The sequence below is a fragment of the Pseudomonas sp. P135 genome, assembly GCF_020312125.1.
Lineage (GTDB): Bacteria > Pseudomonadota > Gammaproteobacteria > Pseudomonadales > Pseudomonadaceae > Aquipseudomonas > Aquipseudomonas fragariae.
In genome coordinates, this window is record NZ_JAGPYR010000002.1 from 400,668 (window position 1) to 422,486 (window position 21,819).

Annotated in this window: 20 protein-coding genes; 6 read left to right on the forward strand and 14 right to left on the reverse strand. The window is 61.1% G+C overall.

Going from position 1 to position 21,819, the window contains the following annotated elements; translation table 11 throughout:
• Position 1 precedes the first annotated feature (1 nt).
• On the reverse strand, positions 2-793 hold the full coding sequence (locus KBY08_RS04325) for an IclR family transcriptional regulator (RefSeq protein WP_003403763.1): 792 nt from the start codon (positions 791-793) through the stop codon (positions 2-4).
• Positions 794-934: 141 nt separating this feature from the next.
• On the opposite strand from KBY08_RS04325, the gene hmgA reads away from it, so the two are divergent.
• Entirely contained in the window at positions 935-2,239 is a 1,305-nt protein-coding gene (gene hmgA, locus KBY08_RS04330) for a homogentisate 1,2-dioxygenase (RefSeq protein ID WP_024661116.1), read from the forward strand.
• The gene (gene fahA / locus KBY08_RS04335) at positions 2,239-3,534 is read left to right on the forward strand and encodes a fumarylacetoacetase (protein ID WP_024661117.1); all 1,296 of its coding nucleotides are present in this window, start codon (positions 2,239-2,241) and stop codon (positions 3,532-3,534) included. The genes hmgA and fahA overlap by 1 nt, the downstream gene beginning before the upstream one ends.
• 11 nt (positions 3,535-3,545) lie before the next feature.
• Here the strand turns inward: fahA and KBY08_RS04340 are convergent, their stop codons facing one another.
• A complete protein-coding gene (locus tag KBY08_RS04340) occupies positions 3,546-4,160 on the reverse strand; it encodes a TetR/AcrR family transcriptional regulator (RefSeq protein ID WP_003403760.1) in 615 nt (204 codons plus the stop codon).
• Positions 4,161-4,355: 195 nt separating this feature from the next.
• Here KBY08_RS04340 and KBY08_RS04345 point away from each other — a divergent pair, with 195 nt between their 5' ends.
• The 3 genes from KBY08_RS04345 (at position 4,356) to KBY08_RS04355 (ending at position 7,791) form a co-directional block, all read left to right on the forward strand.
• Positions 4,356-5,447 carry an MBL fold metallo-hydrolase gene (locus KBY08_RS04345; RefSeq protein WP_011268359.1) on the forward strand — a complete coding sequence of 364 codons (1,092 nt, stop codon included), beginning with the start codon at positions 4,356-4,358 and terminating at the stop codon, positions 5,445-5,447.
• Between the two features lie 113 nt (positions 5,448-5,560).
• Positions 5,561-6,787 carry a cyanate transporter gene (locus tag KBY08_RS04350; protein WP_111522262.1) on the forward strand — a complete coding sequence of 409 codons (1,227 nt, stop codon included), beginning with the start codon at positions 5,561-5,563 and terminating at the stop codon, positions 6,785-6,787.
• 68 nt (positions 6,788-6,855) lie between these two features.
• On the forward strand, positions 6,856-7,791 hold the full coding sequence (locus tag KBY08_RS04355) for a LysR family transcriptional regulator (protein WP_024642313.1): 936 nt from the start codon (positions 6,856-6,858) through the stop codon (positions 7,789-7,791).
• Between the two features lie 7 nt (positions 7,792-7,798).
• Here KBY08_RS04355 and KBY08_RS04360 read toward each other — a convergent pair whose 3' ends face one another.
• The 6 genes from KBY08_RS04360 to KBY08_RS04385 form a co-directional block, all read right to left on the reverse strand.
• Complete coding sequence (locus tag KBY08_RS04360; protein WP_002554136.1) at positions 7,799-7,948, reverse strand: hypothetical protein; 150 nt, start codon at positions 7,946-7,948, stop codon at positions 7,799-7,801.
• Positions 7,949-8,074: 126 nt separating this feature from the next.
• A complete protein-coding gene (locus KBY08_RS04365; RefSeq protein ID WP_024642312.1) occupies positions 8,075-8,752 on the reverse strand; it encodes a type 1 glutamine amidotransferase domain-containing protein in 678 nt (225 codons plus the stop codon).
• Between the two features lie 166 nt (positions 8,753-8,918).
• On the reverse strand, positions 8,919-10,136 hold the full coding sequence (locus tag KBY08_RS04370) for an aldose 1-epimerase family protein (RefSeq protein ID WP_003403753.1): 1,218 nt from the start codon (positions 10,134-10,136) through the stop codon (positions 8,919-8,921).
• Between the two features lie 790 nt (positions 10,137-10,926).
• A complete protein-coding gene (locus tag KBY08_RS04375; RefSeq protein ID WP_024641751.1) occupies positions 10,927-11,271 on the reverse strand; it encodes a hypothetical protein in 345 nt (114 codons plus the stop codon).
• An 83-nt stretch (positions 11,272-11,354) separates the two neighbouring features.
• Complete coding sequence (locus KBY08_RS04380) at positions 11,355-12,287, reverse strand: hypothetical protein (protein ID WP_024641750.1); 933 nt, start codon at positions 12,285-12,287, stop codon at positions 11,355-11,357.
• Positions 12,288-12,352: 65 nt separating this feature from the next.
• Complete coding sequence (locus KBY08_RS04385) at positions 12,353-13,513, reverse strand: TDT family transporter (RefSeq protein WP_024641749.1); 1,161 nt, start codon at positions 13,511-13,513, stop codon at positions 12,353-12,355.
• 129 nt (positions 13,514-13,642) lie between these two features.
• On the opposite strand from KBY08_RS04385, the gene KBY08_RS04390 reads away from it, so the two are divergent.
• On the forward strand, positions 13,643-14,596 hold the full coding sequence (locus KBY08_RS04390; protein ID WP_111522255.1) for a LysR family transcriptional regulator: 954 nt from the start codon (positions 13,643-13,645) through the stop codon (positions 14,594-14,596).
• Here KBY08_RS04390 and KBY08_RS04395 read toward each other — a convergent pair.
• Genes KBY08_RS04395 through KBY08_RS04420 form a run of 6 tightly spaced genes read right to left on the reverse strand, consistent with a single transcriptional unit; the run spans position 14,530 to position 21,819 of the window.
• The gene (locus KBY08_RS04395) at positions 14,530-15,945 is read right to left on the reverse strand and encodes a lipid II flippase MurJ (protein ID WP_024661220.1); all 1,416 of its coding nucleotides are present in this window, start codon (positions 15,943-15,945) and stop codon (positions 14,530-14,532) included. The genes KBY08_RS04390 and KBY08_RS04395 overlap by 67 nt on opposite strands.
• 15 nt (positions 15,946-15,960) lie before the next feature.
• Positions 15,961-16,782 (reverse strand): acyltransferase, encoded by an 822-nt coding sequence (locus tag KBY08_RS04400; RefSeq protein WP_011268350.1) that lies wholly within the window; start codon positions 16,780-16,782, stop codon positions 15,961-15,963.
• Positions 16,779-18,194, reverse strand: a complete 1,416-nt coding sequence (locus KBY08_RS04405) for an O-antigen ligase family protein (protein WP_024661219.1) — start codon at positions 18,192-18,194, stop codon at positions 16,779-16,781. The genes KBY08_RS04400 and KBY08_RS04405 overlap by 4 nt, the downstream gene beginning before the upstream one ends.
• On the reverse strand, positions 18,194-19,294 hold the full coding sequence (locus KBY08_RS04410) for a glycosyltransferase family 4 protein (protein ID WP_024661218.1): 1,101 nt from the start codon (positions 19,292-19,294) through the stop codon (positions 18,194-18,196). Before KBY08_RS04410 ends, KBY08_RS04405 begins: the two co-directional genes overlap by 1 nt.
• Positions 19,285-20,502, reverse strand: a complete 1,218-nt coding sequence (locus KBY08_RS04415) for a glycosyltransferase family 4 protein (protein ID WP_058398471.1) — start codon at positions 20,500-20,502, stop codon at positions 19,285-19,287. Before KBY08_RS04415 ends, KBY08_RS04410 begins: the two co-directional genes overlap by 10 nt.
• Positions 20,503-20,505: 3 nt before the next feature.
• A complete protein-coding gene (locus KBY08_RS04420; protein WP_011268347.1) occupies positions 20,506-21,819 on the reverse strand; it encodes a cellulase family glycosylhydrolase in 1,314 nt (437 codons plus the stop codon).

Here is a 21,819-nt window from a genome sequence, read left to right on the forward strand (position 1 = left end):
TTCAGTCTGACGGACGGCTACCGCCCATGCGCTCGCTGATCGCCACCGCCGTTTGCAAAAGCCGCGTGGCCGCCAGATCCTGTGTCGCGTCGTTCAACACCGACCCCGGCCCGACCACGGTGATCACGCCCACCAGCTTGTCACCCATGGCGAACAGCGGTGAGGAGGCTGCGTTGATACCCGGCATCAGCAAGCCCTGAATCTGGTGCACGCCGGCGGTACGAATCTGCTCGACATGCTGCTCGACCTCACGCACCTGTGCGGCGCTCAGCAACGGCACTTCCTGCTCGCGAAGCGCAGCGGTTTCGCGCCCGTTCAGAAAGCTGTCGAACACCAAACCGGTGGACGAGCCAAGCAGCGGCAGCACCGAGCCGATCTGCGTGACCAGCGTCACCGCACCCATCGAGGGTTCGACATACACCACGGTCGGCCCCTTGTTGCCCCATACCGCCAGAAAGCAGGTCTGATTCAGCTCATCGCGCAGGCTGGCCAGCCAGGGGGCCGACACCTTGAGGACATCCAGCTTGCCGAGCGAGGCCAGCCCCACCTGCAACGCCTCGCGCCCCAGCCCGTAGTGATTGTTGACAGCATCCTGTTCGGCAAAGCCACTGGCAATCAGCGCCTGCAGATAACGATGAACCTTGCTGGCGGGCATGCCCAGGTGTTCGGCCAGTCTCGAAAGGGACGTGGCAGGGGCGAGTTCGGCAAGTGCCTTGAGCACGCCCAGCCCGACTTCAGCGGCCTGGACCTTCTGCTGGCGTCCGCCTGCGGGGCTTTCGGTTTCCTGGGTCATGGGGGTGCTGTGCGCCGATCGGGAAAGGCAGCTTTATAGCTTGACCGGCTGGCAAACTCAAATTACGTTATGCGTAATCGCTTTACGTAAAATAATGTTTCGTCCTGTCTCTGCCCGACCCCATGACAACAAGAGGTCCAGATGGCTATCCACTCCAGTTCCGACGCATTGGTTTATCAGTCGGGCTTTGGCAACCAGTTCAGCAGCGAGGCGCTGCCCGACGCGCTGCCCGTTGGCCAGAATTCGCCGCAAAAGCATCCTCTGGGTCTGTATGCCGAGCAGTTTTCGGGCACCGCATTTACGGTCGCGCGCAGCGAAGCCCGACGTACCTGGCTGTATCGGATCAAGCCATCGGCAGCCCATTCGCGTTACCAGCGCATGGATCGGCAGATGGCCGGTCAGGAGCCGGGGCCGATCAACCCCAACCGGTTGCGCTGGAATGCCTTCGATATCCCCGCGGCACCGACCGATTTCATTGACGGTCTCATCCCCCTCGCCAGCACCTCGGCGGCAGAGCAGGCCGAGGGTGTCAGCGTTTACCTGTACACCGCCAACACCTCCATGCAGCGAGCGTTCTTTAGCGCGGATGGCGAATGGCTGGTGGTGCCCCAGCAGGGCCGGCTCAGAATCGTTACCGAACTGGGCCTGCTGGACATCGAGCCCCTGGAAATCGCCGTCTTGCCGCGAGGTTTGAAGTTCAGCGTGCACCTGCTCGACAGCAGCGCCCGTGGTTACCTCTGCGAGAATCACGGCTGCGCCTTGCGCCTCCCGGAACTGGGCCCGATCGGCAGCAACGGGCTGGCCAACTCACGTGATTTTCTGACCCCGGTTGCCTGGTTTGAAGACAGTCGCCAGCCGATGCAACTGGTGCAGAAGTTCCTCGGTGAGCTGTGGTCGACGCAACTGGAGCACTCACCCTTTGACGTGGTGGGCTGGCACGGCAACAACGTTCCGTACAAGTACGACCTGCGGCGTTTCAACACGATCGGTACGGTCAGCTACGATCACCCGGACCCATCGATTTTCACCGTGCTGACCTCACCGGGGGCTATTCATGGCCAGGCTAATATCGATTTCGTGATCTTCCCGCCGCGCTGGATGGTGGCGGAAAACACCTTCCGTCCGCCGTGGTTCCACCGCAACCTGATGAACGAATTCATGGGCCTGATCGACGGCGCGTACGACGCCAAGGCCGAAGGCTTCATGCCCGGTGGCGCTTCGCTGCACAACTGCATGAGTGCGCACGGCCCGGATAATGTCACCGCCGAAAAGGCCATTGCTGCCGAGCTGAAACCGCACAGGATCGACAACACCATGGCCTTCATGTTCGAAACCGGCAAGGTATTGCGCCCCAGTCGTCACGCGCTCGACTGTCCGCAACTGCAAACCGATTACGATGCCTGCTGGAAGGATATGGCCAGGACGTTCACCCAGGAGCCACGCTGATGACTACCGCGCTCAATCGTCGTAGCTGGGTCGAATCTGCCAACGGGCATGCCGATTTCCCGCTGCAGAACCTGCCGTTGGGCGTGTTCAGCCATGGCCAGACCTGCCCGCGTGGCGGAGTGGCCATAGGCGACAGGATTTTCGATCTGCGCGCAGCAACAGAGGCCGGGGTGTTTCAGGGACCGGCCGCCGATGTTGCCGAGGTTGCCAGCCGCGACCAGCTCAATGATTTTCTTGCACTGGGTGCCGCTGCCCGCCAGGCATTGCGCGCCGCCTTGTTGCAGTTGCTCGATGAAGACAGCCCGCAGCGCGACAGGCTGCAGGGCGTTGCCGGTTTGTTGTTGCCGATGAGTGAGTGCACGTTGCACATGCCCGCTCGGGTGGGTGATTACTCGGACTTCTACGTCGGTATTCATCACGCGCTGAATGTCGGCAAGCTGTTCCGCCCGGACAACCCGCTGCTGCCCAACTACAAATACGTGCCGATCGGCTATCACGGCAGAGCGTCGACCTTGTGTCCCTCGGGTACGGCTGTGCGGCGCCCCAGCGGACAAACCCTGGCGGCAGGTCAGAACGCTCCTGCTTTCGGTCCCTGCCAACGCCTGGATTACGAACTGGAACTGGGGGTCTGGATCGGGCCGGGGAATGCCCAGGGCGAGTCCATCGGGATCGATCGGGCCGCCGAGCATATTGCCGGGTTCTGCCTGCTCAACGATTGGTCGGCGCGTGACATACAGGCATGGGAATACCAGCCGTTGGGACCGTTTCTGTCCAAGAGTTTTGCCACGACGATTTCGCCCTGGGTGGTGACTGCCGAAGCGCTTGAACCGTTTCGTCGTGCCCAACCGCCACGTCCGGACGGCGATCCGCAACCGCTGTCGTATCTGCTCGATGACCACGATCAGCAGGGCGGGGCGCTGGATATCGAGCTGGAAGTGCTATTGCGGACTGCACAGATGAAAGCCGACGGCCTGGCGCCTCACAGGCTGGGTCTGAGCAACTCGCTGAACATGTACTGGACAGTGGCGCAGATGGTTGCGCATCACAGCGTTAACGGCTGCAAATTGCAGCCGGGTGACCTGCTCGGCACCGGTACGTTGTCCGGCCCCCAGGAAGGTCAGTACGGCAGCCTGCTGGAGATGACCGCAGGCGGCAAACAACCGGTCACATTACCCAATGGCGAAGTGCGCATGTTCCTGCAAAGTGGCGACGAGGTGTTTCTGCGTGCCCGTTGTCATCGCGAAGGGCACATCTCGATTGGCTTCGGTGAGTGCCGGGGCGTTGTGCTGGACTGACCGCTTCAGCGTCAGCGGGTTATTTCGTACCAGCCGAGAAACATGTCCAGCGTCGATTCGACCACCGTGTGCTGCTCCTCGGGGGTAAGCAATGCAGCACTGAACGTCACCTGCGGCCAGAACGCGAACGACTTGAGCAATGCATGCATTTGCGTCGCGGCAAAGGCCGGGTCAACCGGCTTCAGGCGGCCGTCCTTCTGCGCGGCGCGAATCCAGGCACTGAAGGTTTCTTCTCGTTCATTGATACGCGCCATCCACACCTGAGCCCGTTCGGGTGAGTGAATGGTGGCGCCGACCACCACGCGGGCCAGGTCGATAAAGTGGCTGTTGGTCAGATTGCGCATCTTGCCCCACAGCAATTCCCGCAACTGCTCGCGCAGCCCGATTTGCGGGCGAAAAACCACCTCAGCCTGCGGCGGGGCGCAGCTCCAGAGGCGCTGCAGCATCTCGGCGAACAGTTCTTCCTTGCTGGGGAAATGGTTATAGACCGTACGCTTGGAAACCTTGGCCCGCGCGGCGATCCGGTCCATGCTGGTGATCTCGAAGCCACGATCGCCGAATTCGGCAATAGCCGCCTGGACGATGGATTCGCGTTTCTGATCGGTAAGGCGCATGGGTTCGGTCATTAGGTTCGCTTCAAACGTGCGTTTAGAGAAAATTACACTCAGCAGTTTACTTGTCGCCAAGGATCATGCAAGCTTAAAACTACACCGTGTAGTGTAAAACACTGTTACATATTTTCCCTCGGACATCCTGCAACAGGATCACGTACGAAGAATGCACGGCTGGAGCCTCAACCTGCCCCCAGGAGTCAGCGAACCATGGCCTCGACACATCAGAAAAAGTACGCTTCTTCACTGCCTGTCTTGTCCCGCCACGCAGGGCGATACCGCAATCATGCGGCCATGAAGCCGTCGAGTCTGCTGCGCACGCTCGGGATTTTCTGGGATCAGGTGTTCAACAAGCCCAAGGACACACGCCCGGCAGGCGACATTCCGGTACAGCCGCTGTCGCGTCAACAGTTGCTGGCAGCGCCGAACAACACTGTTTACCGCCTGGGGCATTCGACCGTTCTGCTCAAACTGCGCGACCAGTTCTGGCTGACCGACCCCGTGTTTGCCGAGCGTGCCTCGCCCGTGCAGTGGGCTGGCCCGCAGCGCTTTCATCAGCCGCCGATCAGCCTCGAAGAGTTGCCGCCGATCAAGGCGGTGATTCTTTCGCACAACCATTACGATCACCTCGATCGCATGGCCATCAAGGCGCTGACCGAAAAGACCGAGCACTTTCTGGCGCCGCTTGGCGTGGGCGATACGTTGATCGAGTGGGGCGTGCCTGCGCACAAGGTGCGTCAGCTGGACTGGTGGCAGTCGACCGAGGTGGCGGGCATCGAGTTCGTCGCCACGCCCTCGCAGCATTTCTCGGGGCGTACGCTGCTCGACAGCAACCGCACCTTGTGGGCGTCCTGGGTGATGATCGATGGCGATCAACGGATCTTCTTCAGTGGCGACAGCGGTTACTTCGATGGTTTCAAAACCATTGGCGAGCAATACGGACCATTTGACCTGACCCTGATGGAAACCGGCGCCTACAACGTCGAGTGGCCCGATGTGCACATGCAGCCCGAGCAGACGCTGCAGGCGCACCTGGACCTGCGCGGTCGCTGGTTGCTGCCGATCCACAACGGCACCTTCGACCTGTCGATGCATGCCTGGCACGAACCGTTCGATCGCATTCTGGCCCTGGCCTGGGAGCAGAATGTCTCGATCGCCACGCCGATGATGGGCCAGCCGTTCTATGTGCAATACCCGTGTCGCGGTCTGACCTGGTGGCTGGGCGTGGATGAGGTGGTTGAGCCTGAAACCGCACAGACCGAGGGTGCAGAATCCTGCGGCTGCCGTCGGCAGAATGCCTGAAATCTGCCTGTGGCATGGGTGAACTGATTTTTAGATAGCACGGCCCAGATTTTGATTTGTCACCTGAGCACGCGCCCGGCCTAATCATGACCATCAATAGCGATGGTGACGGTATGCAGATGCGTGGCTCGGCGGTTCAGAATATGGGGTTGATGATCAGTGTCCTGTTGGTGGCGCTGAACCTGCGCCCGTCGATGGCCGCGGTCGGTCCATTGCTGGTGGCGATTCGTCTGGACGTCCCGCTGGGTTTCGGGACGGCGTCGTTGCTGACCATGCTGCCGGTCATGGCCATGGGACTGGCCATGTTTTTCGGCATGGGCATTGCTCGTTACCTGGGTTCGTATCGCAGCATCATGCTTTCACTGGCGCTTATCGGTCTGGCAACCCTGGCGCGTCTGTTTCTCGATTCTGCTGCCGAACTGATTTTCAGCGCTGTGCTGGCGGGTCTGGGTATTGCCTTGATTCAGGCGCTGATGCCCGCGTTGATCAAATCGCGCTTCAAGGCCGACGTCTCCTTGTACATGGGGCTGTACGTGACCGCGATTATGGGCGGGGCCGCGCTGGCCGCCTCATTCAGCCCTCTGCTAATGAGCAGCAGTGGCAGTTGGCGCGTCGGCCTGGCGGTCTGGTCGCTACTGGCTCTTCTGGCAATGTGCTTCTGGTTTGCCCAGCGGCACGTGTTGCAGTCCGACGCGTCAATCGCTGCAGGGCACCGGCAGACCTTCTTCCACATGCCTCGGGCCTGGATGCTGGGGATTTTCTTCGGTCTTGGCACTGCGTCCTATACCTGTGTGTTGGCCTGGCTGGCGCCCTATTATCTGGAAAACGGCTGGGGTGAGCAGGGTGCAGGGTTACTGCTGGGCTTTCTGACCCTGATGGAGGTCGTATCGGGTCTGCTGGTTCCGGCGCTGGCCAACCGCAGTCGCGATAAGCGCGTGGCGCTGGTTGTGCTGCTGATATTGATGATGACCGGCTTTGCCGGGCTGATTTTGATGCCGCAGCAGTTGGGCCTGCTGTGGGCATGCCTGCTGGGCTTGGGGATTGGCGGTCTTTTTCCGATGAGCCTGATCGTGTCCATGGATCATTGCGATGATCCGCAGCAGGCGGGCAGCCTGACGGCATTCGTGCAGGGCGTGGGTTATCTGATCGCCAGCCTGTCGCCGCTGCTTGCCGGAGTGATTCGTGACCTGACGGGCAGCTTTGCGGGTGCATGGTGGTCACTGATGGCGTTGGTCGTGATCATGCTGTTGATGGTGGTGCGACTCGACCCTCGACGTTATGCTGATCATCTGCGCGACGCACTCGGCGGACCTGTCATCACTGGCAGACAGGCTGAATGATTGCATTTTGATGCTATCTTGTGCGCGTTGACCTGACCGCCCGGTCATTGCGCCAGCGAGATGCCTTGATGCTTAACAGTAATGCCCTGAGAAAGCTGGACATGCAGGACCTCATGGTCTTTGTCTCGGTGTATGAGCAGCGCAACCTGACCCTGGTCGCGGAAGCGTTGCATGTCAGCCAGTCGACGGTCAGTTACTGCCTGAAAAAGCTGCGTGCCAACTTCGAGGACGATCTGTTCATCTGCACCCGCAACGGCATGCGTCCGACCCGCAAGGCGTTGGCCATGCATGACCATGTGCAGCAGATTCTCCGCTCGGTCAACCTGTGTCATGACGGTCTCGATCTGTTCGACCCGACTCGCGCACAGACCACCTTCACGGTCTGCGCGCCTGAGTATTTCGAGCTGCTGGTATTGCCGCATTTGCTGCGTGACTTCGTTGCAGCCGGCTTCTCGGTGACGGTCAATGTGCAAAAGCTGGAGAAGCAGTTGCCTGCCGAGCAATTGAACGACGGTCTGTTTGACCTCGCCCTGTGCTTCGGGCCTGGCTTTCACCGAGTCCCGGACAGCCTGATTTCGCAGGTGTTGATGGAGGATGATCTGGTTTGCATCATGGACTCCCGGTTCGCGCCGCGCAGCGCCCTGATCGACCTGCAAACCTTCATCCGGCACCGTCATGTCTACCCGACGCCGTGGACGTCCGACACCAACATGGTGGATGGCTGGCTGCAGCGCCAGGGGCTTGAGCGCCACATCGTCGCGCGCGCCAACAGCTACCGGGCGGCTTTGCAATTGCTGGAAGGCACCGATTTCATTCTGGTTCTGCCACGCCGTATTCAGACGCTGCTGGGCAATGAGCCGTGGATTTGCGTATTCGAACTGCCACCTGACTTGCCCGGCTTCAGTCTGGACATGCTGTGGAGCGCCCAGGCGGATCGAGACGAAGCCAGTGGCTGGCTGCGTGAACAAGTCGTGAAGGTGTGTGCCGAGCGCGGCTTGCTCTGACGCGGCGTCAGTTGCCTGACTTGTCTTTCTGCGGGTCGGGAGAGGTGGCAGGTCGGGCCTGTTCACCCTGCTGATTGAGCTGTTTGTTCTTCTCGCCCACTTTGCCGGCGTTTTCCGGCTTGTGATCGAGGTCTTCGCGTTTGGATTCATCAGCCATGACCGTATTCCTTATTGTCGAGGGGTGTGGTTATTGGTCAGTGTGGCGTGTGCAAGATTCGATTTAAATGACGCGCGGTCCGTTGCCCGATGCTGATCGCGTCGGACGCCGAACCGCACACATCGATCAGCTCAGCAGCGTGATCAGGTCTTTGGCTGCCTGCGCCGAACTGGCCGGGTTCTGGCCAGTTACCAGCTTGCCATCGGTCAATACGTAAACGCCCCAGTCGTCGCCCTTGGAGTAGTCACCGCCCAGTTGCTTGAGCGTGTCTTCGACCAGAAAAGGTACGACATTGGTCAGGCCGACCGCTTCTTCTTCACTGTTGGTGAAGCCTGTGACGCGGCGGCCCTTGACCAGTGGCTGGCCGTCCGCTGCTTTGACGTGACGCAATACGCCAGGTGCATGGCAGACCATTGCGTGTGGCTTGTCTGCCTTGGCAAATGCCTCGATCAGAGCGATGGAGTGCTTGTCTTCAGCCAGGTCCCACAGCGGGCCGTGACCGCCCGGGTAGAACACGGCATCGAAATCGGCAGCATTGACGCCAGACAGAAGGCCGGTGTTAGCGAGTGCTTTCTGCGCATCTGCATCTTTGGAGAAACGCTTGGTGTCTTCGGTCTGCGCGTCGGGCTCATCGCTCTTCGGGTCCAGCGGTGGTTGACCGCCTTTCGGAGAAACCAGCGTAACGTCGGCACCGGCCTCTTTGAACGCGTAATACGGCGCGACGAACTCTTCGAGCCAGAAACCGGTTTTCTTGCCGGTGTCGCCCAGTTGGTCATGGGATGTCAAAACCATCAGGATTTTCATGTGCATGCTCGTCTTCGAAGGGTTGAGAGGGTGTAGACAGGCGAAAACCTCAAGTGTTGTGAGAATTTTTTACCACCGAAACGAGCAGGGCCGGATGTCGACGTAATGGCTTGCGTCGACACCCGGCCCTGTTTCAGCGCGGCGTTGAAAAATCGTCAGATAACGATCATTGCTCTTTGCTCAGGTCCACCAGCGGCTCTTTGCGCACTTCGGTCTCGCGACCGTCCTGAATGCTCTTGACCTGCCCAAGGGCTTTGTCGACCGCGCCTTTGTCAGCCAGCAGGCTGTAGCTGATCTGGAACTGACGTTGCTCTTTCGGGGCAATGGTTGGTACCAGGTTCAGCGGGCGCTGGAAGCGGCGGTTATAGGAGAAGCTGGTCCCCGGTTCCAGTCCGGTGACGTAGCCCTGGCCTTTGGTGTCGGTGTTTTTCCACAGCGAGAACACCGGCAACTGCCTGGTATTGAAACCGACCGACACGCCCAGGCTGCCAGCCTTGTTGTGCAGTACGGTCAGCGTGTCACCCTTGGCATCACCGTAAGGCACGATGTTGTAGACCGTCTCGTCGTAATCCGGCGTCGGCGCGCGGTAGGTCTGCCAGTCGCCGAGATCACCCTTGGCTTTGTCGTTGAACGGCGAAACCTGCTTGACCGGCGCTTCGAAACGCGCCCCTTGCTCGAGGAACGGCGTGCTGAAATTGCTGTGGTACAGCGCCTGGTATTCTTTCGGATAGTCGCCATTGTTGGTCAGCGTATCGTTGAGCGAAAAGCTCGTGCTGCCGGGCTCGGTGACCAGTTCGGTCTGCACCGAGAAGTCGACCTTCTTGAACGCCTGCTCCTTCAATTCACCCTTGAGGCGGATCGCGTACGGCGGTTTTTCGTCGATCTGCAGTGTCACCTTGCTCGCCGGAATATTGGCTGCACGGCCGTGCAGGGTCAGCAGCTCGCCGTTGTCCATCCCCGGATGGCCCACCCACTCGTAGCCGCAGCGGGTTACCAGCTCGTTGAAACCTTCCAGCCAGCCCAATCCGCCGCGGCCATTGAGCTCGATGAAGGCCGGATTGACCACGTCCTTGACCGGCGAATCCCAGCCCATACGCACATCGCCGACTGATGCCTGCAGCACGTTCATGCCGCGGGTCGGGACGACCGACAGCTTCATCGTACCGTTGTCGATATCGATGATGCTCACGCCTTCCTGACGACCGCCATGCAGCGTACGCATCGTGACAGTGAACGGCTTGTCGGTCTTGACGCCCAGTTGCTGACTGGTGATCTGCTGATTCTGCGCAGCCTTGTCGGTGTCGAGCAGCACGTAATCCCAGGCAAACACACTGGAAGCGGCTGTAAGGGCGCCGAGGCCTACGAGCAGAGGAAGGGATTTCATGGTGGTGGTCCTTCTGTAATTATTGGAATTATGGTGTTGCCTATCGTCTGAGTGGCCATTTAACGCCGAGTTAAACGATTCAGCAATGGGCTGAGCCCAGGCAAAGCGCTTTTCAATCACAATGGCACTGACGGCACAGAGTGTGAGGTTACTTTAGCCTCATCAAAATCACTCGCTGATGGTCGAAAAGGAGGCCTGAGTCGAACCCCAGTCCACCTGAAATCGCAGAACCGCTGTGTGACGCAGAGCGTCACGAACTGCATTCCCACGCGGAGCGTGAGGAACGATAGTCATGCGCTGCCCGCAGCCACTGCCGCAAAAGCGCTTTTCAACCACGATGGCACTGACGACGCAGAGTGCGACGTAAGTGACGGCTGAGTCCTGGCGCTGATTCGGGGGTAGCCTGGCAGGACGCCAGGCTAGCCGCACCGGGCCATGGAGGGCCCGTTGCGGCGACCCCCGGATCAGTGACAGGACGAAGGAACCCGACGAAGTCGGGCCGGAAACGGAGCTAAGGACTTTGCTCACTTTGGTCCCTCAAAGTGAGTCGCCGAGGGGCGAAAAGGTGGCCTGAGTCGAACTCTAATCTACCTGATGTCACAGAACCGCTGTGTGACGCGGAGCGTCACGAACTGCATTACCACGCGGAGCGTGGGAACGAGAGTCTGTGTCGAGCCCCAATCCACCTGAAGTCGCAGAGCCGCCGTGTGACGCGGAGCATCACGAAAGGCATTACCATGCGGAACATGAGGTGCCCTGGCCAAACGCAATCTGGAACATTAAGCACCGCTCATTGAGATTCAGGTGACTGCCCCGGAACCTGATCGAGCCCAGGCTGCCCGGCTGCCGCCTCACCCAGCAACCGCTCGATCTGCGCGTGCTCCCAGCCACTGAGCAAACTCACCGGATCAGTGCGCAGCCAGCTTTCGAACGAGCCCTCCCGACCCAACGGACAGCGACATGCCCGACAGCGGGTCGGGCTGCCTTCAGTGATTTCCAGCGACATTAGCCAGCCATCGATCTCGACCTGTTGCAGCCCGGAACCGGAGGGTGTACCGATAAGTTTCAGCGACCGTGTACCCATCGCAGCATCCCGCAGTTGCTGATACACCTCACGAGTCGTCAGAGCTTTCACAGGCGTCACCCAAATCCATTTTGCTGAGTAAAGCACGATTCCGAATCGTGCCGGTTAAAGCAGACGTGCGGGTCACATGTGTTTCAAAAAGTCGATGGCGCACCAAACAGGCTTTCGATCTCGGACCGGGTCTGGTTGATCGCGCCCAACTGACGGATCAGCTCGGCCTGCCTGCTGCCACGCACGCCCGCGGTGGTCATCAGCGCATCGCGCACATAGGTGTAGACACCGCTGACACCGAACGGCGTGATGTAGCGGACATGCTCGCTGAGGCCTTGGGTGATCGCCTTGAAGTGTTCACTGGCGTAATAGGTCCTGCGCGTCCAGGCCGATTCGAACACCAACTCCATCATGACGATATTCAAGCGCGACTCTTCGACCTCATGATTAACATCCGGCGCAGGCGGTGCAGGCTTGGCGTTATCGTAAGGTTGCGCGAGGTGCAGGCGCAGTTTCAGCACCGCATCGGAAGCGGCCATGTCACGGGCGAGCTGCTCAATGGCCTTGCGGGCCGCAGGCAGGTTATCACTGGCCAGATGAAAGTGCAGATGCATCTTGTCCTGTGTGGCGGTTTCGTTGGGAATCGGGTCAGGCAGACGATCCACCAGTGTGCTGGAGCCATCCGGCACGTCATAGGCGATGGTTTCTTCGAACATGTTCTGCTCGTCGGAGAACAGCAGGGCGCTGGCATCCTTGAATTGTTTCTGCGCTTCGGCGGACAGAAAACCGATCTCCACGCCACCGTCCAGCACGTAGCCCGGCAATGCCGTAACGCCTTCGATGACCGGCCACAGGTGGCCGTCCTTTTCCCGCGTCAGGTGATGCTGAACATACCAGCCCAGGCCTTCAAGCCTGGCGCACAGCGGGCCATGAACGTCGCGCCAGTAGGTCGCGAACAGCTCATGGGGAACGCCCGTCCTGCGCAGCACGGTGGTGTAGGAATTGATGACGATGTTTTCGTCGCGAGCTGCGTGGTTGCCGGAAAAGTTACTGGCGGAAAATGCTGAGGTGGGCATGAAGGCTCTCTGTCATGAAGATATTCTTCTCAGGCGCCGTGTCGCAGAGGTAAGTTCAAGGGAACTTACCGGCGGACACATCCTTGTGCTGCGATGCAGGGCGAGACGAACAGGTAACCCCGATAGGCGCCGGCCAGCGTACGTACTGACACGACCGACCACATCAGTGCCAGCAGCGCGACGAGCCACGTGCCAAAGACATCGAAGAAGCCCAGATGCAGGGTAGCACCGAGTTTGAGCGTCGCCAGCGCATACACCCCGAGCGGGAAGGTGAATGCCCACCAGCCCAGATTGAAGCCGATACCCTGTTTCACGTAGCGCAGCGTAATCAGCACGGCCAGCGCCATCCACCACAGACCCAGCCCCCAGAACAGCATACCGACCACCACACCGATGCCGGCGGCCACCGTGCCGATGGATGCCAGGCCGTGGGCGGCAAAGATCGCCGGGGCGTCGCTGCCCATTACCAGCATGCCCAATGCGCCCGTACCGATGGGACCGAGTGCCAGCCAACTGGACGCCGCCATGCTTTCGTGGGGCAGTTTGTGCAGCGCCAGGCGCAACAGCAGAATCACCAGAATGCTCAGCGCCACAGGCACCGAATAAGCCCACAGTACGTAGCTGGTGATCAGCACCGTGAACTGCGAGTCAGCGGCTGCAAGATGCGTCGTCAGCGATCCCCCGCAGGCCGCTGCAACTTCGGCCGCCACCACCGGTAACAACCAGACAGCGGTCATCTTCTCGATACTGTGCTCCTGACGGGTGAACATCATGAAAGGGATCAGCACCCCACACGCCATGGCCATCGCCACGTCCAGCCACCACAAGGCTTCGGCAACCGGGACAATGGCACTGCCCCAGCGTGCCGGCCCGAACACCAGCAGGCCGTTGATGATGGTGGCCAGGCCCATGGGGATGGTGCCGAAGAACATCGACACGGTGGAGTGCCCGAAGACCTGACGTGCCTCATCGAAAAACAGCAACCAGCGGCTGGCGTACATCACGCTGAACAGCGTGAACAGGGCGATATTCAGGAACCACAACGCTTCGCCCACCGCGCGCAACGGAGCAGGGCCACCCGGCAGTTGAGCCAGCGCCAGCGATAGAATCCCGGTGCCCATGGTCACGGCGAACCAGTTGGGGGTGAATTGTCGAATCGCCTCCAGCGGGCTGGTCAGTGCGGCGAGGGGGGCGTTGCCCTTGATGAGGATTGCGAGCCTGCTCATGACAGTCTCCTGCTGGTGATTTCGGGACGTGCCATCAGTCTACGGATCGACAGTCAATCTTCTAAACGGGTAATCTCTCTCATCGCTACCTGTTTATCAGGTAGATCTGTTCGGCGAGAGAAGGCGCTCTTGAGAATCAACCTGCGGCAATTACAGATTTTTTGCGCGATCACCCGTTGTGGCAGCACCACCAGCGCAGGCAGCGCTCTGGCGCTGTCCCAGTCAGCCACCAGCGCGGCATTGAACGAGCTGGAAAGCGCGTTGGGTACGCGTTTGTTCGACCGCGTGGGCAAGCGGCTGGTGCTCAATGACAGTGGGCAGGCACTGCTGCCGCGTGCCATGAAGATGCTGGAAAACGCCCAGCAGATCGAGGACAGTTTTCTGTTGCCCGACGCGGCGTTGAATGCTCGCCTGCGTATCGGCAGTAGCAGCACCATCGGCAATTACGTTGTGCCACAGATCGTCGGGGCACTGCGCGGCTCGACGCCTCAATTGCGCATCGATGTGGACATCGGCAACAGCGCGCTGATTGCTCGCAAGGTCGCGCAGTTTGAAATCGACATGGGGCTGATCGAGGCACCCTGTCATCTGCCGGAATTGATCGCCGAGCCATGGCTGGTGGATGAAATGGTCATCGTTGCCGGTTGCGCCCATCCGCTGGCCGGGCAGGAACACGTGTCACTGGGCCAACTGCAGAGCGCGGAGTGGCTGCTGCGTGAGCAGGGTTCGGGGACGCGCGAAGAGGTCGAACACTTGCTGCTCAGGCATTTGCATGACCTGCAGGACATGCGTCAGGTAGGCAGCTCGGAAGCAATCATGCGCACCCTCGCGCAAGGCATCGGCATCAGTTGCCTGTCCCGTCGTGTGGTCGCCGACCTGCTGGCCAGCGGGCAGTTGCGCACGCTCGCCAGCCCGCTGCCGCCGCTCAATCGCCGGTTCTTCATGATCAGGCACCGCGACAAGTTCATCTCGCCGAGCCTGGAACGCTTCAGGGAAGCCTGCCGCCAGGCGGCCGATCAGGCCGATACGTTGCGCCACGGTTTGAGCCATAACGCCAGCCCGACCAGCAGCAGCGCGCCGTAAACACAGCTCAAGCCCAGTTGCAGCCAGGTGTCGTGCAATGGATGCAGCGACAAGGCGGCGATAGCCATAAGCAGGCTGGCCAGCAACCAGTGGCTGCGCCACGGCAAGACATCCAGCAATGACTGGCGGCGCATCAGCAGCACGCCAGTGACCAGTGCGCCGCCCAGCGCGGCGAGTGCAATGCCGGTCAGGCCGAAGGCAAAAGGCAGCGCGCCGAGCAGCAGCGCATTGCACAGGCTGCCGATCAGCTCACAGTTGAGCGGTAGGCGTGTGTCACCGGCGGCGTAGGCATAGCGCGCCAGCAAGGCATTCCAGGCACCGAACATCAGCGGTGCGGCAAACCAGGCCAGCAGTTCCGGCAGCGGCCCGCCCTGGGTCTGATTGGGCAGCAACAGTGTCACCAGAGCGCCAGCCGCGCCGATCAGACCGGCCACCGCCGGCAAGGTCAGCAAGGTCGCGCTGCCCAGTCCGCGCTTGAGCAGCGACAGGCGCTGATCGCCGGCACTGCCGCTCATCAGCCCGAGCAGCACCTGATTCAGGCTCATCAAGGCAATCAGCGGCAGGTTGATCAGTTTGCGCGCCAGGTTGACCCAGGTCACCGCGCCTTCGCCGAGCAGCGAGGCCACCATACGCTCCAGCAGAGCGAGACCCTGGCTGGCCAGGTTGCTGCTCAGCAGCGGGCCGATGCGCTGCAACAGCTCACGCATTGCGCCGGCTTCCGATTGCCACTGCCAGGGCCGCCAGCCAGAACGATACAGGGCTGGCAGCAATACACCCGGCATCAGCACGCTACCCAGTACGCATGCGCTGGCCAGCCCGGTCGACGTCGAGGCATGGCTGAACGCGGCGAGGTAGATGACCGGCGGCAGGTTGAACAGCAGCGAGCCGAGCCCGGCCAGCACGAAGCGCGAGCGAGCCTGCAGCGGTACGCAAAACAGCGCATGCAGCATGAAGCCTGGTGCGCACCAGGCCAGCCAGCGCAGGCCGCTGGCGGCCTGCGCGTAGCCGTCGGCATCCAGCCCCGGACCGATCAGGCGCACCAGCCCACCGGCGCCCGACAGCAGAACGACGCTCACTGCCAGCCCGGTCAGTAACAGACGCGGTGCCATGCCTCCCAGCCAGCGCTGTTGCCGTTCAGCGGTACGCTGCTGATAAAGGGGCAGGGCGGCGGCGCTAAGCAAGCCCGCCGCCAGTGACATGCGCAGCGCCTCGGGCAGGAACATCGAAACCAGAAATGCGTCGCTCTGGCCTCCGGCACCCCAGGCCGCCACCAACAGCCATTCGCGGGCAAATCCGGCAGCCAGACCGGTGAGGGTGGCCAGTGTCAGCCAAAGTGTCGAACCCAGCATCGTCTGTGCTTCTGATCAGTGAAACAAGGTGAACAGGCCTTTGCCGCCCACCTTGTAGTTGAGGCCACGAGCACGCTCGCCCTTGATTTCCGCATTCGGGCCACTGACGATGGCATAGGGCGGAACCGGTTTGGAGACCACGCTGTTACCGCCCACCACTGCACCTTCGCCGATGTCTGCCCCGAACGAAAGCAGCGCGCGGCTGCAGATCCATGCATAGTCGCCGATGAACACCGGCCCGCCTACTGCCCAGAATTCGGGTTCGTTGAGATCGTGGCCGCCAGCGATGATCAGCACATGCGAAGCGATGGTGACGTGATCGCCGATCACCAGCCCGCCGCGCGCGTCAAGCTGGCAATGCCAGCCCACCGTGCTGTCATTTCCGATGCGCAGGCTGTCGACGCCGAGCACCTCGGTGTTGCGCCAGACCGTCGAGCCCTTGCCGATCTTCGCGCCGCCGATGCGCAACCACAGCAGGCGCAGGGTGTGGCTGGGGATCTTGCAGATCAGGATGTTGTAAGCCTGCTCCCAGGTCCGCAACATGCGGTCGCGCAGGGTCGGCCAGTTGATCCCGTACAGCGGGATAAGCGCGCCTTTGGTTTCGATGGCCAGCAGCTTGTAGAAGCGTCGCGCCAGCGGGTGTTCGATTCTGGGCTCGATATTGAGGTAGCAGATGAACGACAGGGTGCGATCCTTGATACGTGTTTCAAAGCACACTTCGTTGTCCAGCATCCACTGGTAGGCGGCTTCCAGCTCGTCGAGCGGCACCGCCATCTTGCGCGCGTAATCGGGCAGTGCCTCTCTGAGATTATGAGAATGCATCATGCGGTGTTTCATGAGGAGGCTCCCGGCTCGGGTGAGGCGTCAAGGTGTCTGGATGGGGTGTCGGTCCTGGCGCGCAGGCGTCTGGTTTCGTGCAGGCTGATGCCGACCAATAGCCAGAACAATGCGACCAGCACACTGGTGAAACTGAAGTAATGGTCGAACAGACCGCTGAACAGCGCAGCCAGCACACCGGTCGTACAGCCCAGCGCAATGGCGTTTTCGCGAGTCAGCACGACCCGCCCGCTTCCGGGGCGCACTTCCTTCCACCAACTGACGGTGATGGCGATGAACAGCAGCATGCCGGGTATGCCAATCTTGTAAATGTAGTTCAGCCACAGGTTGGAAATGCCGAACTCTGTATAGCCCAGTACCGGTGGGTCGGTCTTGAAACCGATGCCGAACGGGAACGTGGCAACTGCATCGGGGAAATGGCTGTATTCCAGAAAGCGAATCGCGGTGCTGGCGTCGTCATCGCTAAACAGCCCCATCAGGCGGTCTTGCAGAGGCGGGTAGAACATCAGCAGAAGAATCCCGGCCACCAATCCGCCCATCAGCAACCGCCCCAAGTGCGGAATGCGTCGCCGTGCCATCAGCAGCATCATCGCGATCAGGCTCAACAGTGCACCGCGTGAGCCGGTCAGCAACAGGCCGACCGCGCCCAGTGCGGCCACCGTCAGGCCCAGCTTGCGAGCCGCGCCGCTGCGCGTCATGCCGAAGCAGAAGGCCAGCGGCAGCAGCATCGCCAGCGCCCCCCCCGCCACGTTGGGGTGCATCCACGGTGAGCCCATGCGACTGGCGAGCGAAAGCAGGCTCTGGCTCAATACGTCGGCACCGCTGTAGCCCAAGCTGCCGAGGATTGGGATGATTGCCGTAGCCGAGCCTTTGGTGACGTAGACCGCAATCGACAGCACCAGCAGCAGCAGCGTCCCGCCGAGCAGCGCACTGACCGCGTCTTCCAGCGTCTTGAGGTCGGTCAGCAGGCGCGGCACCAGAAACAGGATCGACAGGTTGAACAGCCAGCGTATCCAGTTGATCGGGCCGTTGCCCTCGGCGACGACGGTTAACTGGCCGACCAGAAACGGGAACGCACTGAACAGCATCAATGCCACCAGCAGCCGTTCGGGGCGCAGCATGCTGGGCAAACGCTGGCGTTCCTGGAAGACTCCATGCAGCAGGTAGCTGGCCCAGGTCAGCATGATCAGCGCTTCGGACACCGTGGTACGAATGCCGATTTGAACCGTCGAGTAGGGCAGGAAGGTTCCGATCAGGCAGAACAGCAGCAGCCCGCGTACCGGCCGACGCATGATCGTGGCAACCGCCACGATACCGATCGCTGCCGCCACCACCAAAGGCGCGGGCAGCATCCAGATCATCACGCCGAATAGCAGGCTGAACAACAGCCCCAGAGGCAAGGCCAGTGGCATCAGCGCAATTCCTCCAGCGCCGCGTGCACGCGCTCGCAAAAGGCTTTCAACTGATAGCGCTGCGTCCATTCTGTGGCAATTGCCGGATCTTCTTCGGGGGCCTGCGACAGGGTGCCCATCAACCTGATCAGATTGCCGCTATCGAGCGGTGAAAAGCGCGGGCTGTCGGGCGGGGCGACTTCATCCAGCGACGAGCCCGTGGCCACCGCAACCGGTGTGCCGCTATTCAGCGCTTCAATCACCGGCAGCCCGAAGCCTTCGCTTGTGGAGGGTTGCCAGAGCCGTTCGGCATTCTTGTAGAGCGCATGCAGTTCGGCGTCGCTCAGGCCGCTGAGCACATGCAGACCCGGTAACTGGCGCTGGGCCTCGGTCAGCGGATCGTCGCCACCCACCAGTACCAGTTCCGGGGTATCGACGAATTGCATGCGCGCGGTCTGCCAGGCATCCACGAACCATTTGATGTTCTTGCGCGGTTCCCGCGTGCCCACGCACAGCCAGTAACGCAGCGGCAGGTGCAGTTGCGCGATGTCGGCCGGCTCACCCTTGAACGCCTCCACCAGCAGCGGTATGACGCGCAGCTTGGCCTTGATCCTGGGGAACATACGAGCAGCTTCGTTTGCCGTGAATTGCGAAGGCACCCAGATCTGGTCGGCAACCTTCAGCGACCAGGCAATCGACAGGTAGTCGGTCATCCGGTAGATCCTGGCTTTGAGTCGCGAACCGTGACTGTTGTGCTGCGTGAGCTGAAACAGATCGTGCAGTTGCAATACGTAGCGTATATCGGCCGGTTTGCGCCCCAGCGGCAGGCCCATGTTGATATTGGCCACGTAGATCTGGATACCGGCGTCGCGCAATGCTGCAGGCAGGAACTGGCCTTCGAAGCGCAGGCGATCCGGCAGCCGATGCACCGAATTCAAGGGGGCGGCCCAGCGCGGGGCATGCATTACGCGGCGTACCGGATGATCGTAGGGGGCCACGCCGAACAGCTGCAATTGCACATCCGGATGTTCACGAAACGCCTGTTCCAGTGCCAGGTTCTGGCGTCCGATGCCGCTGATGGGGTAACCGGCTGCCGCGCGGTAGTCGAGTCCTATACGCATGAGCGCAATCCTTGCTTGGAGAACGAAAAGCGGGTGTAGATCACTTCCAGCTGAGCGGCCGAAACAGACCAGTCGTGCCGCGCGCGAACATAAACGCGGCCGGCTTCGCCAATCTGCTCGAGCTGCAGCGGTTTGTCAGTGTATTCAGCGATCAGCGTCGCCAGCCCGGAGGCATCCTCGCTGCCCAGGTAATGTTCGCCATGCCGCACCGTCAGCCCGGAAACCCCCTGCGCGGTGGTCACCACCGGCAGGCCGGCAGCCATGGCTTCCAGCGTCTTGAGCTTGGAGCCGCCACCCTGGCGCAGGGGCGCGAAGAACATCGAGGCAGTGGCCTGCAAGGCACGCAGGTCAGGTACGAAACCCAGCCATTCAATGCGTGGGTCAGGCCAGCGCTCGCGCCAGGTCTGAGGCATACCGAAGCCGCCGATCGCAAACCGTACATGGGGTGCCTGAGCCCAGACCTGCGGCATGATCTCGTCCAGCGCCCATTCGATGGCGTCGACATTGGGGCCATATTCATAGTTGCCGATGAACAGCAGGCGATGGCTGTGACGGTCCGCATGGACGCTGGCGTAGTAATCGCAGTCGACACTGTTGACGACATAGGACGTGGCCCTGCCGCTCAGGCGCGAAAGTACCTTGGCATCGTCCTCGGTGACCGCGATCAACTCGCCGGTCTGGCGAAACACGCGGGTTTCCCAGCGCCGGTAGCGCCAGCGGTCATAGACCGCGAAGGCATTGGCCCAGCGCGGCAGACGGTCGTAGCTGGCGGCACCCAGGTCCGATTCGACATTGTGCTCGGTCAGCACAAAGGGCTTGCCAGAGCGCTTGAGCGCGCGCTCGAAGGGCTGAAAGGCATAAGTGTGCTGCAACTGGATAATGTCCCAGTCCTCCTTCAGCAACTGCTCGAAGGCTTTTTCCAGTTGTGGCGCGTAGCCGTTCACGCTGGCCAGCATCGGTGGCGCTGCAAAGGCCACAGCCAGCAGCGTACGCAGGCTGAGCAGCGGGCGGCGTTCGATCACGATCAGGCGTTCCAGCCAAGGCTCCATTGCCGCGCGCGCGTCGTCGTCCAGCGGGTTCTTGGACTGCACCAGCAGCGTGATGCGATGACCGCGCCCAGCCAGGTTGCGCAACAAATGGTATTCCCGGGTCTTGCCACCACTGGTGGTGGGCCAGGGCAGGTAGGGGAGTGTCCACAGGATTCGCATGGCTCAGGGCTTCCATTCCAGAATTTGCAGAGTCGGCTTCAGCAGCAGGGTGACGCCCTGGCTGCCGGACAGCGGGGTACGGCTACCGGTCAAGGGGTCGTGAACCACCGCGTCGGTGATCGCCGGGAAATTCAATGACGTGCCCGCCGCACTCCAGAACATCAGCAAATGCGTGCCGTCTGCACGCGTCCACGGAACGGCATACAGGTCGTCCGGTACGCTGCTCACGGCTGGCGGTTCGGCAGGTTGCAGGCGCGGGCCGGTGATTTTCAGAAAGTTCTGCAGCGCGGTATAGACCGGTTTGGGACTGGCTTGCAGGTCAAGCAGTCCGTAGCCCTGATCGCGGGCCGAGGCGCGCTCGTCCAGATCGCTGAGGTTGAACAGGAAGATGCGCTGGAAATCCATGGCGCTCATCAGCGCCAGACGTCGCAGGGTGTAATCAGCCTGGCCGGAGGTGCCAATCAGGTGCTGCATCTCCACCGGGCCTGCATAGCTCGACCAGCCCCATTCAGTGGCCCACACCTGCTTGACGCCATTGCTGTGCAACAACTGGTTCATGGCATTGGCGCGCACCAGAAAATCGCGATCCGGTGTGGAATCGCCTTCCGGGTACTCGGAATAGGGGTGATAGGCCGCGACGATATTCTGCTGGCCAAGGCCGTTATCGAGCAGGGTCTGCAGCATGTAGCCGGAGGTGCTGTGCATCTGACTGTAATAAGCCATGCCAGCGGTAACGATCGTCTTGTCCGGCAGGGCGGCGCGAATCGCGTTGGCAGTGGTGGTCAACAAGCGGCCATAGGCAGCCGGATCCTCTTTGGGCAGCCAGACGATGTTCGGCTCGTTCCAGATCTGCCAGTTGTTCACTTGCGGATAGCGCTGGGCCAGGGCCGTCATGCGTGCGGCAAACACGTTGAAATCCGTCGGCGGATATTGATCGCGGCCCTTTGCGTCGGCCGGCGCGCTGCTGGCGAAAGGCGCCGACCCGACCAGGTACGCGACAGTGTTGTAATTGTGCGCCTTGATCGCAGTCATGGCGGCGTCCAGTTCGGTCAGGGCGTAGCGATCCTTTTGCGGCTCGATCACTGGCCAGTGAATGGTCAGTCTTACCCAGTTCAGGCCCAGTTCGTCCAGACGGCTCATCTGCTGCTGATAGATGTCCGGAGCAAAATACTGAAACTGTACGTTGACGCCCAGAAAGTCCGCCCAGACCACTTCACGCGGAGCCTTGAGGACCGTTGACGCCTGCGCGGCACAGCTCAGCGTTGCGCCGAGCAGTATGCGGGTGACGAGTTGCCCGAATCTGGATGGACGCTGCAT

Excerpts from the sequence above, each read along its gene's own strand:
- KBY08_RS04325 (WP_003403763.1), bottom strand. The coding sequence starts at position 793 with ATGACCCAGGAAACCGAAAGCCCCGCAGGCGGACGCCAGCAGAAGGTC.
- hmgA (WP_024661116.1), top strand. The coding sequence starts at position 935 with ATGGCTATCCACTCCAGTTCCGACGCATTGGTTTATCAGTCGGGCTTT.
- fahA (WP_024661117.1), top strand. The coding sequence starts at position 2,239 with ATGACTACCGCGCTCAATCGTCGTAGCTGGGTCGAATCTGCCAACGGG.
- KBY08_RS04340 (WP_003403760.1), bottom strand. The coding sequence starts at position 4,160 with ATGACCGAACCCATGCGCCTTACCGATCAGAAACGCGAATCCATCGTC.
- KBY08_RS04345 (WP_011268359.1), top strand. The coding sequence starts at position 4,356 with ATGGCCTCGACACATCAGAAAAAGTACGCTTCTTCACTGCCTGTCTTG.
- KBY08_RS04350 (WP_111522262.1), top strand. The coding sequence starts at position 5,561 with ATGCAGATGCGTGGCTCGGCGGTTCAGAATATGGGGTTGATGATCAGT.
- KBY08_RS04355 (WP_024642313.1), top strand. The coding sequence starts at position 6,856 with ATGCTTAACAGTAATGCCCTGAGAAAGCTGGACATGCAGGACCTCATG.
- KBY08_RS04360 (WP_002554136.1), bottom strand. The coding sequence starts at position 7,948 with ATGGCTGATGAATCCAAACGCGAAGACCTCGATCACAAGCCGGAAAAC.
- KBY08_RS04365 (WP_024642312.1), bottom strand. The coding sequence starts at position 8,752 with ATGAAAATCCTGATGGTTTTGACATCCCATGACCAACTGGGCGACACC.
- KBY08_RS04370 (WP_003403753.1), bottom strand. The coding sequence starts at position 10,136 with ATGAAATCCCTTCCTCTGCTCGTAGGCCTCGGCGCCCTTACAGCCGCT.
- KBY08_RS04380 (WP_024641750.1), bottom strand. The coding sequence starts at position 12,287 with ATGCCCACCTCAGCATTTTCCGCCAGTAACTTTTCCGGCAACCACGCA.
- KBY08_RS04385 (WP_024641749.1), bottom strand. The coding sequence starts at position 13,513 with ATGAGCAGGCTCGCAATCCTCATCAAGGGCAACGCCCCCCTCGCCGCA.
- KBY08_RS04395 (WP_024661220.1), bottom strand. The coding sequence starts at position 15,945 with ATGCTGGGTTCGACACTTTGGCTGACACTGGCCACCCTCACCGGTCTG.
- KBY08_RS04400 (WP_011268350.1), bottom strand. The coding sequence starts at position 16,782 with ATGAAACACCGCATGATGCATTCTCATAATCTCAGAGAGGCACTGCCC.
- KBY08_RS04405 (WP_024661219.1), bottom strand. The coding sequence starts at position 18,194 with ATGCCACTGGCCTTGCCTCTGGGGCTGTTGTTCAGCCTGCTATTCGGC.
- KBY08_RS04410 (WP_024661218.1), bottom strand. The coding sequence starts at position 19,294 with ATGCGTATAGGACTCGACTACCGCGCGGCAGCCGGTTACCCCATCAGC.
- KBY08_RS04415 (WP_058398471.1), bottom strand. The coding sequence starts at position 20,502 with ATGCGAATCCTGTGGACACTCCCCTACCTGCCCTGGCCCACCACCAGT.
- KBY08_RS04420 (WP_011268347.1), bottom strand. The coding sequence starts at position 21,819 with ATGCAGCGTCCATCCAGATTCGGGCAACTCGTCACCCGCATACTGCTC.